Genomic DNA, 15,714 nt, shown 5'->3' with positions numbered 1-15,714 from the left:
ATGCTAAGTAATTTTTACTATGTCAATAATTAAGTCTTGTAAAAATTACAAGGACACAGAAGGATTTTCATAAGATGAACAGTGGCGGTGACCGGTTCGTAATTATATAATACCTATATCAGAAATTATATAAACACCATATATAGGTTGGAGGAAGGGCTTAATCTTTGTAAAAGGATAAATCCTATTTCAGATAGTATTTCGTTTATGGAAGGCCGGGAAGAAGCCATCTTATATAGATTTATAAAATAGCGAGGATGCTTAATATATAAGCATCCTTTTTTTGTTCACCAAAACTTGTTCTGTGGAGTAGACTATTTCTGAGTGGCTGTTAGAGAAAAAATCAGGGAGGGAATTCATGTTCGATGAAATCAGGGAGTTAACAAAAAAGCTGGTAGCTATACCAAGCATCAATACTACTGTTGGTGAAAGAGAAATTGCACTGTATATCAAAGATTATCTGAGCGAAATCCCATATTTTCAGAAACATCCGGATTATATCATACTACAGGAATTAGAGAAGGATTATTATGACCGATTGAATGTCTTTGCTTACATTAAAGGTGAGAAAACAGAATCTAAGGATACGGTACTTCTGCATGGGCATATAGATACAGTTGGCATAGAGGATTACAAGGGGCTTAAAGATTATGCCTTTGATACCGTGAAACTGGCAGAGAAGCTTACAGAAATGGAGCTGCCAGAAGAAGTATTGAAGGATCTGCACTCGGGAGATTATATGTTTGGCAGGGGAGCCTGTGACATGAAAAGCGGTGATGCGGTATTTCTTGTACTCTTAAAGAAACTAAGTGAGCATCCTGAAAAGTTAAAAGGGAATATTTTATTATCTCTGAATCCTGTGGAGGAGAATCTCCATACAGGTATTATCGAAGCCCTTAAGGTGTTAAAGGATTTGAAGGAAAAGGAAGGCTTTGAATATAAACTGGCTGTCAACAATGATTTTATCTGTCCTTTGTTTCCGGGAGACAGAAGAAGATATATCTATACCGGTACAGTCGGTAAACTTCTTCCCTGTTTCTATATACAGGGCAAGGAAACACATGTAGGGCAATGCTTCGAAGGGTTTGACGCTTCCATGGCAGCCTCCATGCTGGTAAATGAAATAAATCTGAATACAGAGTATTGCGACGGATATGACGGTGAATATACCTTACCGCCTTCTGTTTTAAAAATAAAAGATCTTAAGACCTGGTATAATGTTCAAACAGCAGATGGTGCTTTTGTGTACTTTAATTATTTTGTTCATAACAGTACAGTGGAAGAAATCATCAAAAAACTAAAAGGTGCTGCCGGAAGGGTACTTGCGGAATTAGTCAGCAAATATAACCTGGAATATAAGAAGTATTGTATGCTATCCGGAATGGCGTATAAAGAGATAGCTTATGACTGGGAGGTATTGGAGTATCAGGAACTTTACGAACTGGCACGAATGGAATTCCCGGGAGACCTGGAGGAATATCTGAGAATAATTACTGATTCAGAACTTTTGGAGGGGACGGATAAACGGGATATCCCTCTTCGCCTTACCAGGGAGCTAATGACGATTGCCAAAAAGAAAAATCCAGCTATGGTCCTATTTTTTGCAGCGCCTTACTGCCCGCATAATCTTCTGAAAGAAGAGGGAGCAGAAGAAAGGCTGGTTCAGGAAATTGGAGAAATTGCAAAAAGAATTGGAGCAGAATATAAGGAGGATTATAAACTGCTGAAATTTTTTCCAAGTCTCTCAGACAGCAGTTATTTAAAATCAGATGATTCTCAGGAATCGGTTGAACATCTCATTCACAATTTCCCCCAGTTCGAACAATTGTATCCACTTCCGGTAGAAGCCATAAGGGAGCTGAATATCCCCTGTGTTAATTTTGGGTGTTACGGAAAGGATGCTCATAAGTGGACGGAAAGAGTATTCATGCCCTATTCCTTTCGAGTTCTGCCTCAACTGATACTGGAGACTATTAAGTATTATCTGATGTGATGGCATTGCTTTTTAGCAGGCAGAAAATCCAAAAAAAGAAATCATACAGAGGCAGGGAATCAGTTCCCGTAAAAAAAGGAGGCAGTTATGTTTGTTAAGAACGGAACAGGGTTACTGAAAAAGGTTCTTTTATCAAGACCCACCTATTTAAAACCTGCACCAATTAATGAGATTGCAAAGAAGTGGGAGAAGAGCCGGCTTGATAGAGATCTGATGGAGGAAGAACATCAACAGTTTATCAAAGCCTATAGAGAAAATGGAATTGAGGTTGAATTGCTAAAAGCCGAGGAAAGCAGACCTAATGCGGTGTTTTCAAGAGATTTCGGTGGTTGTGTCAGAGAAGGATATATCCTTGGGAGATTCAAGGAACCTATTCGTTATCAGGAGCGTGAAAGTTATAAACAGAAAATGGAGGAATTGGGAGTACCATTAATTGCCGAGGTGAAGGAGGGATACTTTGAAGGAGGAGATTTTGCATTTCTGAGAGAAGATCTGCTTGCCTTGGGGATGGCTGCCAGAACGGATAGGAAAGGTGCTTCAGAAATCAGTGAAAAGCTCAGGGAATATGGATACCGTATCCTTACTGTGCCTTTAAAAGAGAAGTATCTGCATTTGGATATGTGTTTTAACCTTGTTGATGAGAATTTTGCGGTTGCCTGTACTTCGGTGCTGCCGGAGGAGTTTATAAATAAGCTTAAAGAGCTGTCAATAAATATTATTGAAGTCTCAGAGGAGTCCATCTTTACCCATGGATGCAATCTGCAAAGTCTGGGGGATAAAAAGGTATTCTCATTAAAGCAGAATGGTAAGGTGAATGAGGCATTGGCTGCCAAAGGTATGACGGTAATTGAGCTTGATATTACTGAAATTCTGAAGGCAGGAGGAGGACCTCACTGTATGACCTTTCCTTTAAGCAGAATTTAAAGGAGGAATTGTTATGAGTAATTTTTTTGACGGCAGATACAAAGAGATGGAAGCATATGTTCCCGGAGAGCAGCCTGCTGACCGTAAATATATAAAGTTAAATGCCAATGAAACGTCAATGCCGCCATCACCAAAGGTATTAGAAGCAGTAAATTCAGAAGAAATCCTTGGCATGGGCTTATACTCAGACCCTTATTGCACAAAGTTAAGAGAGGCTATTGCAGGGGTATATGGTGTGGAAGCTGATCAGGTATTTGTGAGTAATGGCTCCGATGAAGTACTTAGCTTCTGTTTTTTAAGCTTTTTCGGTAAATCCAGTAAAATCTGTTTTCCGGATATCACTTATTATTTCTACCACACTTATTCTAAGACCTTTGGTCTTGATGCCCTTGAGATACCCTTAAGAGAGGATTTTACCATAGATATCAAGGATTATATCAACACGGACAGACATATAATTATTGCAAATCCCAACGCGCCAACGGGATACCGGCTTTCAAGAAGCGATTTAAGAGAGATAATTTCTGCTAAGAAAGAACGTCTTGTGATTGTTGATGAAGCTTATGTGGATTATGGAAATGAATCCTGTATAGAGCTCATAAAAGATTTTCATAATCTTATTGTTATTCAGACCTTCTCAAAATCCAGGAATCTTGCCGGATTAAGACTTGGTTTTGCAGTAGCCTCAAAGGAAATTATTGAAGATATGAACAAGATTAAATTTACCTTTAACCCTTATAATCTAAATGCTCTGACATTAGCAGCGGGAACAGCGGCAATTCTTGACACCGGATATTATAAGAACTGTATAGAAGAGACCATTCGTATAAGAGAAGAAACAGCAGAAAGCCTTCGGGCAAGAGGCTTCTATGTGATGAAAACCCATACAAATTTTCTGTTTGTAAAGCATGATAAAATCCATGCTTCGGATTATTATGTAAAGTTGAAGGAAGAAGGTATTCTTACCAGATATTTCAATAGTGAAAGAATAAAAGACTTTCTTAGAATTACGGTAGGGACCAAAGCGGAAATGGATGAAGTAATAAGAGCCACGGAGAAAATCTTAGCAGGTTATTAAGAAAAACATCTGCTAACTTGCATTGATGCAGATTACAAGAAAGAAATCAACCATAGATACAGTCAGGAGGATGGAAATGAATATACTCATTTGTGACAGCAAAGAAGAGCTGAGCCTGTTGGAGCAGTCAGATATAAATATGATACGGGAGAACCTGCCGGATTGTAATGTGGAGCTCTATCCTTATGCCAATAAGAAGGAATTTCTTGAAAAGATTGAGAAAGCAGAGGCACTCTTAACAGCATTTCTGCCTGTTGACGCTGAAGTTCTCAGAAAAGCTGTTAAGCTTAAAGTTATTTGTATAATGGCCTCCGGCTATAATAATATTGATATTGTTGAAGCTAAAAGGCGTGGAATTGCTGTTTGTACGGCAGCAGACTACTGTACCCAGGAGGTAGCAGACCATACCATGGCACTGCTTTTGGCGCTTATTAGAAATCTAAAACATTATGAAAGGGATATCGAGGAGAGAAAGATATGGAATTATGGAACTGTTCCGGGAGGATTAAGACTTGCGGACAGTGTTCTGGCCATTTACGGATTTGGGAAAATAGGCAAAGCAGTGGCTCAGAGAGCCTTGGCCTTTGGCGTTAAGGTCTTGGTAAAGGATCCATATATAACAGCAGAAACCGCGAAAGCACATGGGGTTCTTCTGGCAGAGGAAACTTATATAAAAGAACATGCTCATATAATAAGTAATCATATGGCGCCTGCTATTGAAAATAAAAACTATTTTAATCTGAATTATTTCAAGGAGCTGAAACAGCAGCCTATCTTCTTGAATTTAGGAAGAGGAGAGACCGTTGATGAGGAAGCTCTGACGAAGGCTTTGGATATAGGGTATATAAGTGGTGCAGGCCTTGATGTACTAAAGGATGAACCACCTGTACTTGAGTATAATCCGCTGTTATACAGGGAGAATATAATCATTACGCCGCACAGTGCTTTTTATTCAGGGACTTCTATTATGGCACTTAAAAATATTAGCTGCATGAATTTGATAAACTATCTAAAGGGAAATTATTCAGCCATAAAAGGAAGAGTAGTATAATTTGGGTAGGAAGTCTTTTATTTGCATAAAGATAAATTTCAAAGAGTTTTAAACTGAAACATATACTAACAAATACATTCTAAATAAAAATATAGAGATCAAAAGCCAAGATAGAAAATGTAAAGCCTGGAGTAAAACTGAGAGGAGATACTGAAAGGAGAGACTAAGAGATAGATTTAAATTGTAATAATTATATGACTATGAAAAGAAGGTTTATTATCGTTTTTACCTCTTTAAAATAAAAGTTGCCGGTATAAGAATCAGTAAATGTTCTACTGATATTATACCGGCAGTTTTTATTTATTTAACAACGTCTTAAATTACATTCCTGTATCAAGACTGGTCTTTGCAGATACTGGGATCTGTTTGTGATTACTCTGAACTTCCGCCTGATGAACCGTAGTTTTCTCCAGGTTTTTAACTGCTGTTGAGAGCATTAATTTAATTCGGTTAAGCTGATTTACTTCACTGGCTCCGGGATCATAATCAACGGCAACAATGTTGGATTCCGGATATCTTTGTCTCAACTCTTTGATTACACCTTTTCCAACAATGTGATTGGGCAGGCAGGCAAAGGGTTGTGTACATACAATGTTGTTTACGCCGGAGTGAATCAGTTCTACCATTTCACCTGTTAAGAACCAGCCTTCACCGGTCTGATTACCAACAGAAACAATGGGAGAAGCATAATCTGCCAGTGTTTTGATAGGAACCGGAGGTGTAAAGCGCTTGCTCTTTTCGAGGCATATCTTAGCTTCCTTACGGCAGAGTTCAACCGCCTGAATAAGAATATTGCTTATGGTAGCGGAGGATTTCTTAAAGCCCAGGTATTCTGCCTTAAAGCTGGAATTGTGGAAGGAGTACATAAAGAAATCGATTAAATCCGGAACCACAGCTTCTGCTCCTTCTGCTTCCAGTAAATCCACCAGATAGTTATTGGCAGCAGGTAAGAACTTAACGAGGATTTCTCCAACGATACCAACTCTTGGTTTACGGATATCGTTCAGAGGCAGATTATCGAAATCTTCGATGATACCACGAATGTTCTTTTTAAATTCTCCCCATTTTCCATTGGCAACTGATATCTTACATCTTTCGTTCCATTTCTCATGCAGTGCGTTAGCAGAACCGGGTACCGCTTCGTAAGGCCTTGTGCGGTATAAGACTCTAAGGAATACATCTCCGTAAACCAAAGCCTGCACCGCACTCATAAGCAGTTTGGGAGTATACTTCATACCGGGATTTTTCTCAAGTCCGGATACACTTAAAGAGATTACCGGAATTTGAGACATACCTGCTTTTTCTAGAGCTCTTCTGATAAAGTTGATATAATTGGTTGCCCGGCAGCCGCCGCCGGTCTGGGTAATCATGACGCCTACTTTGTTCACATCATACTTACCGGAGAGGAGTGCATCCATTATCTGCCCTACCACCATCAGGGAAGGATAGCAGGCATCGTTATTAACATATTTTAATCCCACATCAACGGCAGTACGGTTATCATTGGGAAGTATCTCTACATTGTAACCACCTGCCTTTAGGGCACTCTGTAAGATGTCAAAATGGATAGGTGACATCTGAGGGCAGAGCAGGGTATAATCCTTACGCATTTCTTCTGTAAATACAACTCTGTTAAAGGCATCGGAGACAATAGGAACCTCACAGGAGGTCTTCTTTCTGTCCCTGTCATTTACAGCAGAGAGAAGAGAGCGGACTCTGATTCTGGCAGCACCTAAATTATTTACTTCATCAATCTTTAAAACGGTATAAACCTTGCCGGATTTGGTTAGAATATCATTAACCATATCTGTAGTAACAGCATCCAGGCCACAGCCAAAGGAATTCAGCTGTATAAGCTCCAGATTCGGCATGGTTTTCGCATAGGAGGCAGCAGCATAAAGCCTTGAATGGTACATCCACTGATCTACTGCAACCAGAGGTCTGTCAACTTTACCTAAGTGGGAAATAGAATCCTCTGTTAATACTGCTACACCATAGGAATTAATTAACTCAGGAATACCATGATTGATTTCCGGATCAATGTGGTAAGGGCGTCCGGCCAGGACAATACCTTTTTTACCGTTTTCAACGAGATAAGCGATTGTCTCTTCGCCTTTTCTCTTAATATCTTCCCTTTTGGCCTCAAGCTCAGCCCAGGCTTTGGTAACTGCAGCCTTTATTTCCTTATCCGTTGCACCTGCGATTTCTTTCATAACCTTAAGCAGACGCTTCTTTAAGATTTCTTCATTCTCAAAGGACATGAAAGGATTCTCGTAGCGGATATTTCCAGCCTTCAATTCTTCTACATTGTTCTTGATGTTTTCACTGTAGGAGGCAACAATGGGGCAGTTATAATGATTATTGGCACCTGGCACCTCACAGCGTTCATAAGGAACACTTGGATAGAAGATAAAATCCACACCCTGTTTGATGAGCCACATAATGTGACCGTGAGCCAGTTTGGCGGGATAGCATTCTGATTCGCTGGGGATGGATTCAATACCCATTTCATAAATCTTTCTGGTAGATTCGGGAGAGAGGATTACACGGTAACCTAACTCGGTAAATAATGTATACCAGAAGGGATAATTTTCATACATATTTAAGACTCTTGGTATACCTACAACACCTCTTGGAGCTTTCTCAAGGGGAAGGGGTTCGTAGGAGAAAAGGGTCTTTAACTTATATTCAAATAAATTCGGGATGTTATCTTTATTCTTAACCTTACCAAGTCCCTTCTCGCAGCGGTTACCACTGATAAACTGTCTTCCTCCGGTAAAACGGTTGATGGTCAGCTGGCAGTTGTTGGTACAGGCACGGCATCGGGTCATGGAGGATTCTATTTTTAAATCATTGATCTGGTCCAGGGTGAGGAGTGTTGTCTCCTGCCCTTCATAATGTTCTCTTGCAATAAGAGCTGCACCAAAGGCCCCCATAATTCCGGAGATATCAGGTCTTACCGGTTCACAGCCGGTTAAAAGCTCGAAGCTTCTTAGAACTGCTTCATTATAGAAAGTACCGCCCTGGACTACTACATGCTCTCCTAAATCCTTAGGATCAGTAATTTTAATAACCTTAAAAATAGCATTCTTAATTACGGAATAGGCAAGACCGGAGGAAATATCAGCTACCTGCGCGCCTTCCTTCTGTGCCTGCTTTACCTTGGAATTCATAAATACCGTACATCTGGAACCTAAATCAACCGGATTCTTGGCAAAAAGGGCTACTTTTGCAAAATCAGCTACTTCATAATTTAAGGATTTGGCAAAGGTTTCAATAAAGGAACCACAACCGGAGGAACAAGCTTCGTTTAGCATGATACTGTCAACAGTGTTATTCTTTATCTTAATACATTTCATATCCTGACCGCCGATGTCCATGATACAGTCAACCTTAGGGTCAAAGAAAGCAGCAGCGTGATAGTGGGCAACGGTTTCTACTTCTCCTTCATCCAGCATAAGTGCTGACTTAATGAGGGCTTCACCATAACCCGTTGAACAGGAACGTATAATATTGGCACCTTCCGGCAGAAGGGAATAAATCTCCTTTATGGACTTTATCGCAGTTTTTAAGGGACTTCCGTTGTTGTTGCTGTAAAAGGAATAAAGAAGAGAGCCGTCGTCTCCGACTAATGCAACCTTTGTGGTAGTAGAGCCGGCATCAATTCCTAAAAAGCAATTACCCTGGTAAGTACTTAAGTCGCCTTTCTTAACGGCTTGTCTGGAATGACGTTCTTTGAATTCATCATAGGCAGCTTCATCTACAAAGAGAGGGGCCATACGGTTTACTTCAAAATCCATGGTAATACCCTTAGATAATTTCCCGATAAGATTGCTTAAGGCCTCAATTGTTTCGTATTTGCTGTTCATGGCTGCGCCGGTTGCCGCAAAAAGATGGGAGTGCTCAGGTGCTATTATGTTTTCCTCTGAAAGATCCAGGGTTCGGATAAAAGCATTCTTTAGTTCTGTTAAGAAGTGGAGAGGGCCACCCAGGAAGGCAACATTACCTCTGATGGGTTTTCCGCAGGCAAGACCACTGATTGTCTGGTTAACAACTGCCTGAAAGATAGAAGCGGATAAATCCGGCTTGGTTGCTCCGTCGTTAATTAAGGGCTGAATATCAGACTTTGCAAAAACTCCGCATCTTGCGGCAATTGGATAAATAGATTTATATTCTTTCGCGTACTCATTGAGTCCGGAAGCATCCGTGTTCAATAGGGTAGCCATCTGGTCAATAAAAGAGCCGGTACCGCCTGCGCAGATACCATTCATTCGCTGCTCGATACCACCTGTAAAATATATAATTTTGGCGTCTTCACCGCCGAGTTCTATTGCAACATCTGTTTGGGGAGCGAAATCCTGCAGGGAAGTAGATACGGCAACAACCTCTTGAACAAATGGAATTCCAAGATGTTTCGATATGGTGAGACCACCGGAACCGGTTATCACTGGTGCTACTTTCATGTCGCCAAGCTGTTCAGTTGCATTCCTTAGCAGCTTAGCCAAAACGTCCTGAATATTTGCGTAATGCCTTGCATACTCAGAAAACAGGATCTTATTTTCTGTATTTAATACCGCCACTTTTACGGTAGTGGAGCCTATATCGATTCCTAAAGTGTATGGTTTTTTGTAATCGCTCAAACGGTTTACCTCCTTACAAGAATTGTAACACTATAATATATGAGAGGAATGAAAAATGATTACAACCTCATATAGCGTAATTCCGATAAGCTATATTATACGACACAAAAATGTGAAGTTCAACACCCGAATTTATCCTAATTACTAATAATGGTAATGAATACTAAATAATAACAAAACAAGTGTGGATTTACCGTAACAACTCCCATAGTTTTTTAATATAATATAAGGAAACGAAACGTTAAGAAACCACTCCTTAAGTAATAATGATTACTGAGATTGGTGTGGAAGGAAGGATTATGAATTTCAGAGAATACAGTTGCATGAATTATGTAATTGGTCAAGGGGATACCCTTTATAGTATCACTAGAGAATATAATGTTCCGCTGCCTCTTATCTTAAGACTGAATCCTTTTGTTGATATATATAATCTCCAGGTGGGAGATGAAATTTGTATACCTGTAATTGAAGGATTCAGTGATGATACCGTATTTGAGTATGTTGTTGAAGACGGAGATTCCTTACAGATAATAATGGATAAATTCGGTGTCGATTTGCAGGATATAACAAGAAATAATAATCTGAATCAGATAATGCTGCAGCCGGGAAGCACTCTTAAGATACCCAGTCATGACGTTTAACTATTATAGGGCCGTTGCAAAATAAATGTATGGCGGTAAGAAGTTCGTGACTTTCCTGTAATTCACTGCTTGAAAGACATGTTGCCGATCTTGTGTGTTAACAATTTTGTACGATTATAGCACACAAAATAGGTAAGGTGTCTTTCAGCCGGTGTATGGAGGAAAGTCAGGATGCTTCTTATTGCAATATTGTTTAAGATGCAGCAGCCCTTTTTTACTTTGAGGAAAAAATTTTGATAATTTTCTGAAAAATTACCAATCATATTACCAGTACTGCTTTGTATAAGTTTTGATAAATAACAGTGCATTAATTTTATCAAAACTTATGTAAGGCACTACTGACTCCTGTAGCAATTGTCGTTCGACTTCCTCCGCACTGTGGTTCATGAAATTTTAAGAATTTTCATCTTTCTTTTCAAGTTTTTTATTTGACATTAAATATGAGAAAACATATAATGTAGTGGACACCAGATAACAACTATACAAAGATGCTTTTGGTATCGAAACAATAAGAAAGGACGTAAACACCGTATGGAAGCGGGACCCAGTTGTGAGTATCGACGATTAAAACCAAATAACGCACTGTACGGGGCAGTTTAGCAGTTCTTAAACTTCTTCTGCTTTGCCGTGCAGTAGAAGGAGTGTATCATGATTGAAATTTTGAAGACATTTGAAGACGGCACACGCTATCTTGACGCTACCGAACCAGGCTGCTGGGTGGTTATGACAGACCCATCAGCAACAGAATTACTTGAAATATCAGAAACCTGTCATATTGACATCGATCATTTGAGAGCCCCTCTGGATGAAGAGGAACGTTCAAGAATTGAAGTGGAGGATGATTATACACTAATCCTTGTAGACATCCCCACAATGGAAGAAAGAAATAATAAGGACAGGTATGTAACCATACCTCTTGCTATTATTGTTGCGAAAGATTTAATAGTTACCGTCTGCCTGGAAGAGACAAAAGTATTAAAAGGTTTTATGGATGGCAGGGTAAGGGATTTCTACACCTTTAAGAAAACAAGATTTATTCTGCAGATTTTGTACAAGAATGCTTCCGTATTCTTACAGTACTTAAGAATCATAGATAGAAAAAGTGAACAAATTGAACATAAGCTGCATATTTCCACTAAGAACAGTGAATTGATAGATCTTCTCGAATTGGAAAAGAGTCTTGTATATTTCACAACTTCCCTGAGATCCAATGAGGTTGTTCTTGAGAAGATGTTAAAGATTGACACGATCAAACAGTATCCTGAGGATACGGAACTGTTAGAAGATGTTATTATTGAGAATAAACAGGCTATTGAGATGGCGAACATATACAGCGGAATCTTAAGCGGAACCATGGATGCTTTTGCTTCTGTCATATCAAATAATCTGAATATTGTAATGAAATTCCTTGCAACTGTAACAATTGTTATGTCAATTCCTACGATGATCGCCAGCTTTTTTGGTATGAATGTAGGCGGAATACCCGGTGAGAATTCGGGTTTTGGATTTATTCTGATTATTGTATTTACCTTGTTGGTAACTTTTATTATAGCAATGGTATTTCGTAAGAAGGATTTATTCTAGATAAAAATCAAAGGATGTGAATGGATGAATTTGCTGAATAAACTGGAGCGTAAATATGGGAGATATGCTATTCATAATCTGATGCTGTATATATCCATATTATATGGTACCGGATTTGTTATTAATCAGATCAACCCTTATTTTTATATGCAGTATCTGATGTTGGATATTGAGAAGATACTTCACGGAGAAGTATGGCGTATTGTTACTTTCCTGATACAGCCGCAGTTTAATAATCTTCTGTATGCTGTTATTGGTATTTATTTTTACTACTGGATTGGTTCAACCCTGGAAAGAGCCTGGGGAGCATTCCGATTTAATCTGTACTATTTAAGTGGAATGTTATTGAATGTTTTGGCGGTTGTTGTTATATTCCTTGTGACCGGTAACAGTGAGTTTCTTGGAATGCAGTACATCAATTACGCTATGTTCCTGGCTTTTGCAGTGTTGTTTCCCGATGTTCAGATATTATTGTTTTTTATAATACCAATAAAAATAAAATACATTGCATATCTTGATGCAGTATTTATTGCAATAAGTCTGATACAGTATTTTTCGGCCGGTAATTATTTTATGTGTCTTGCTATTCTGCTAGCACTGGGTAATTTTATCTTCTTCTTTATGACAAGCAGGAATTACAGAAGGTTTTCTCCGGGAGAAGTCAAGAGAAAACGTAATTTTAAGAGTCAGGTGAGAAGCGGACAGCAGGGCAACAATGTAGTCGACTTTAATGGAAGAAAGAAAATCACCAGGCATAAATGCGCTGTCTGTGGAAGAACAGAATTAGATGATGAGAATCTTGAGTTCCGTTTCTGCTCCAAGTGTGATGGCAATTACGAATACTGTATGGATCATCTGTTTACACATGAACATGTTAAAAAGCCGGATGGCGATAGCAACTAAATACCATAAATACGATTCGCACAGACAGATAGAAGTTAATGACTAATTATCTGTCTGTTTTTATAATCATAAATTTATATTTAGGAGGAAATATGGCGTTATTACATGTTGATTTCTTTTCGGATGTTTTAGGGATGTGTATGCAGATGGATGTAATCCTGCCTCAGCAGACAAAGGGGCAGATTGGGATGGAAGGAAGAAAGAGCGGGGGGAAAATACCTACCTTGTATCTTCTTCATGGTATGAGTGATGATCATACAATATGGCAGAGAAGGACTTCCATTGAACGTTATGTTAGTGAATTGGGGATTGCAGTTGTAATGCCCACCACTCATCTGGGCTGGTATACGAATATGGCCTGGGGAAACAGGTACCAGACATACATATCAAAAGAATTACCTGAAATTTGCCGTTCGTTTTTTAATAATCTGTCGGAGAAAAGAGAAGATAATTATGCGGCAGGATTGTCAATGGGCGGCTACGGAGCCTTAAAGCTTGGTTTGTCTGCTTCTGAGAGCTTTGGTTATGCTGCCTCCTTATCCGGTGGATTGGACGTTGTGCAGCTATGCAATAAATTAGAAACAGAAGAAGAAAAGCATTTCTGGCAGGGAATCTTTGGTCCCATAGACCAGATTGAAAACAGCACCAATGACCTGTTTGCTGAAGCAGTCAGACTAAAGGAATCCGGTAAACCCCTGCCAAAGCTCTACATGTGGTGTGGGACGGAGGATTTTCTTTATGACCATAATGTGAAAATGAAAGCTCATCTTACGAAATTGGGATATGATTTAAGGTATGAAGAAGGACCTGGAGATCACCAATGGAAATACTGGGATGAAAACATCCAGAATGTTTTGAAATGGCTTATGGAGAACAGACGAAATAATCAATAAACCATCCGGGGGCTTAAGCAGTTAAAGCCCCTTTCCTCTAATTTATTTGCAGAGGACTGGTTTAATTACGGAATAATTGGTATAATGTAGAAAGGCAAAAAGCTTTATGAAAGAACCAGGAGGAAATAGCGAGAATGAATAAGCATTTAAGGGCAGTATGCAAAGATATTGAGAGAGGAAAAGAGCTTGACAGAAATCTGCCTGTATTTACAAATCAACTTATTAATATTTACAATCAGTATGCAGAAGTGAAATTCACCATACATTACTATACATTTTATGAATATTACGCTGAAAGTTATCCGGAGGGATGGGAAGAAGAAGGATTGTTAAAAGAGTTTAACAATCTGTTAAAGGAATATTACTTAAAAGGTGAAGCTGGTCTTAAGACCGAGGAAGGAATTGAGAAGCTGAACAGCCTCAGAAACAGCTGCATTAAGAAGATGCAGGTGCTGACTGCTTATACTGACATCTTTCAGGTATTTGAATATGTACTGAACCGAATCGAATACCGCTTTAAGGAGATAACTGATGATATTTCAGATGAAGATTTCTCAAGTAAAGCCATTTCTTATATATTTGATACCCAGGATAATGTTATAGTTAATAGTAAAATCAAAGAAGTCCTTGGGCAGCTTCCTATCAGAATGACCAGGCAAAAATACTTTGAACTTTTAAAGAACAGTATTTCGGTTTATAAAGATGGTGATATAAGTTCTCTGGAGAGCTTTCTGTATATGATAAGAACCTGTTCCATGCTGTACAATACAGAGGAAATGAAGGAATATCCTTATCTCATGAATTTGAGAAAAGAATTTATTGATGAGAATTACAAGGATATTACGAAAGAACGTTATGAGGAACTGACGAAATTACTGGAAGAATCAGCAGAATATATCAACAAAAGAGTAGATTATTACTTTGGTCTTCAGGAGTGTATCAATAATCTGTATGTTATGTTATTGTCCTCACCCTATATTTATATGGAAGGCGGATATAAGCTTGAGAATTTAAAAGGTGAGATGAAATACCTCATTCTGCCCCAGGACAGAGATAAATTAAGGTATATTATAGATGGGATTAATACCAAGTTCCTGGAAGAGAAATTAACAGCATTGAGCGAAGAACTGGAGGAGAAGCTCTCTTATACGGAAGGGAAACAAGAAATATTAATAGATGAGGTAAGTCAGTTAGAGGCTTATCTTCCGGAAATTAACAGCAGGTACGGAGAACTTCTGGAAAGTATGATGTTGGGCAGAGTATTTTCCTGTTTACTGCTGTCTGAGAAGCTGCTCTCCAGCAGTCTGTTTATAGACCTTAATAAAGCAGAGAGCAAGGATAAAGTGGATGATGCGCTTATAAGCAAAACCCAGGAAGAGGTCTTAAAAGAGCTTGGTGATTTATTTGCGGGAAGTGAACGTTCAGTTGTTAGGGCTGTTATGGCAAATACTCTTTCTAAACTTCCGGTGTTTTTTAAGAATCAGGCAGAGATTAAGGAATTTATCGAAAACAGCCTGGATCAGTGCCAGGATAAGGCTGAGAAAACAGCCTGTATACGTATTATACAGTCATTTTTTGAGAATTAAACTGTATTTTTCCAATATAACTGTGGTATAATGTACACGTTAGAGGGATTATTCCAGAAAAAACCAGGAATCATAAGTAGAAAGGCATGGTTATATATATGATTAAATGGGCGGACAAGCTTTATCTTGGTGATAGTATCCATTCACGAAAGGAAAAGGTTATGAGGTCGTTGGAAAACGGCAAGATTACCTTTGCTGTTTATCTGATAACCCATGCCTCCAACAGAGATAATCTGTTGGATATCATAAATGCCAATGAACTAAGCTTTCCTTACTACCAAAAGAAAGAATGTGTGGTTATCGGCCTGGCCGGTTCAGCAAGCGAGGCAAAGGAATTGGTAACGGACATGATTGAAGAAATATACCGTAATACCGGAGATTTTAAGGTAAGGGAATATTTCCAATAACAGCTTTATTATAG

General features: G+C 38.9%; 11 protein-coding genes. 10 read left to right on the top strand and 1 reads right to left on the bottom strand.

The window, feature by feature from the left end; genetic code table 11:
* The first annotated feature begins 358 nt into the window (after positions 1-358).
* The 4 genes from BR73_RS0119200 to BR73_RS0119185 all read left to right on the top strand — a co-directional run bounded on the left by BR73_RS0119200 (position 359) and on the right by BR73_RS0119185 (position 5,046).
* Positions 359-1,993, top strand: coding sequence for a M20/M25/M40 family metallo-hydrolase (locus BR73_RS0119200; protein WP_033166860.1), 1,635 nt, complete (start codon positions 359-361; stop codon positions 1,991-1,993).
* 87 nt (positions 1,994-2,080) lie between these two features.
* Entirely contained in the window at positions 2,081-2,917 is an 837-nt protein-coding gene (locus BR73_RS0119195) for an arginine deiminase family protein (protein ID WP_033166859.1), read from the top strand.
* A 13-nt stretch (positions 2,918-2,930) separates the two neighbouring features.
* Complete coding sequence (hisC, locus tag BR73_RS0119190) at positions 2,931-3,995, top strand: histidinol-phosphate transaminase (protein WP_033166858.1); 1,065 nt, start codon at positions 2,931-2,933, stop codon at positions 3,993-3,995.
* A gap of 76 nt (positions 3,996-4,071) precedes the next feature.
* Positions 4,072-5,046, top strand: coding sequence for an NAD(P)-dependent oxidoreductase (locus BR73_RS0119185; RefSeq protein ID WP_033166857.1), 975 nt, complete (start codon positions 4,072-4,074; stop codon positions 5,044-5,046).
* A 320-nt stretch (positions 5,047-5,366) separates the two neighbouring features.
* Here BR73_RS0119185 and BR73_RS0119180 read toward each other — a convergent pair whose 3' ends face one another.
* Entirely contained in the window at positions 5,367-9,686 is a 4,320-nt protein-coding gene (locus BR73_RS0119180) for a 2-hydroxyacyl-CoA dehydratase (protein ID WP_081848719.1), read from the bottom strand.
* 299 nt (positions 9,687-9,985) lie between these two features.
* Between BR73_RS0119180 and BR73_RS0119175 the strand changes: the two genes are divergently transcribed.
* From BR73_RS0119175 to BR73_RS0119145, 6 genes are all read left to right on the top strand, one after another.
* A complete protein-coding gene (locus BR73_RS0119175) occupies positions 9,986-10,327 on the top strand; it encodes a LysM peptidoglycan-binding domain-containing protein (protein WP_033166856.1) in 342 nt (113 codons plus the stop codon).
* A 648-nt stretch (positions 10,328-10,975) separates the two neighbouring features.
* The gene (locus tag BR73_RS0119165) at positions 10,976-11,911 is read left to right on the top strand and encodes a magnesium transporter CorA family protein (RefSeq protein ID WP_033166854.1); all 936 of its coding nucleotides are present in this window, start codon (positions 10,976-10,978) and stop codon (positions 11,909-11,911) included.
* Positions 11,912-11,935: 24 nt separating this feature from the next.
* Entirely contained in the window at positions 11,936-12,814 is an 879-nt protein-coding gene (locus BR73_RS0119160; protein ID WP_033166853.1) for a rhomboid family intramembrane serine protease, read from the top strand.
* A gap of 92 nt (positions 12,815-12,906) precedes the next feature.
* The gene (locus tag BR73_RS0119155) at positions 12,907-13,707 is read left to right on the top strand and encodes an alpha/beta hydrolase family protein (protein ID WP_033166852.1); all 801 of its coding nucleotides are present in this window, start codon (positions 12,907-12,909) and stop codon (positions 13,705-13,707) included.
* Positions 13,708-13,841: 134 nt separating this feature from the next.
* Positions 13,842-15,293: a hypothetical protein gene (locus BR73_RS0119150; RefSeq protein WP_033166851.1), complete on the top strand. Its 1,452-nt coding sequence runs from the start codon at positions 13,842-13,844 to the stop codon at positions 15,291-15,293.
* A gap of 98 nt (positions 15,294-15,391) precedes the next feature.
* Positions 15,392-15,700, top strand: coding sequence for a hypothetical protein (locus BR73_RS0119145; RefSeq protein WP_033166850.1), 309 nt, complete (start codon positions 15,392-15,394; stop codon positions 15,698-15,700).
* Positions 15,701-15,714 lie beyond the last annotated feature (14 nt).

This window comes from Clostridium sp. KNHs205 (assembly GCF_000702945.1).
Lineage (GTDB): Bacteria > Bacillota > Clostridia > Lachnospirales > Lachnospiraceae > Anaerocolumna.
Note: the sequence above shows the minus strand (reverse complement) of the source record. Positions and strands in the feature narration are given on the sequence as shown.

Coding starts and splice junctions, on each gene's coding strand:
- BR73_RS0119175 (WP_033166856.1), top strand. CDS start 9,986: ATGAATTTCAGAGAATACAGTTGCATGAATTATGTAATTGGTCAAGGG.
- BR73_RS0119145 (WP_033166850.1), top strand. CDS start 15,392: ATGATTAAATGGGCGGACAAGCTTTATCTTGGTGATAGTATCCATTCA.
- BR73_RS0119165 (WP_033166854.1), top strand. CDS start 10,976: ATGATTGAAATTTTGAAGACATTTGAAGACGGCACACGCTATCTTGAC.
- BR73_RS0119200 (WP_033166860.1), top strand. CDS start 359: ATGTTCGATGAAATCAGGGAGTTAACAAAAAAGCTGGTAGCTATACCA.
- BR73_RS0119195 (WP_033166859.1), top strand. CDS start 2,081: ATGTTTGTTAAGAACGGAACAGGGTTACTGAAAAAGGTTCTTTTATCA.
- BR73_RS0119155 (WP_033166852.1), top strand. CDS start 12,907: ATGGCGTTATTACATGTTGATTTCTTTTCGGATGTTTTAGGGATGTGT.
- BR73_RS0119185 (WP_033166857.1), top strand. CDS start 4,072: ATGAATATACTCATTTGTGACAGCAAAGAAGAGCTGAGCCTGTTGGAG.
- hisC (WP_033166858.1), top strand. CDS start 2,931: ATGAGTAATTTTTTTGACGGCAGATACAAAGAGATGGAAGCATATGTT.
- BR73_RS0119150 (WP_033166851.1), top strand. CDS start 13,842: ATGAATAAGCATTTAAGGGCAGTATGCAAAGATATTGAGAGAGGAAAA.
- BR73_RS0119160 (WP_033166853.1), top strand. CDS start 11,936: ATGAATTTGCTGAATAAACTGGAGCGTAAATATGGGAGATATGCTATT.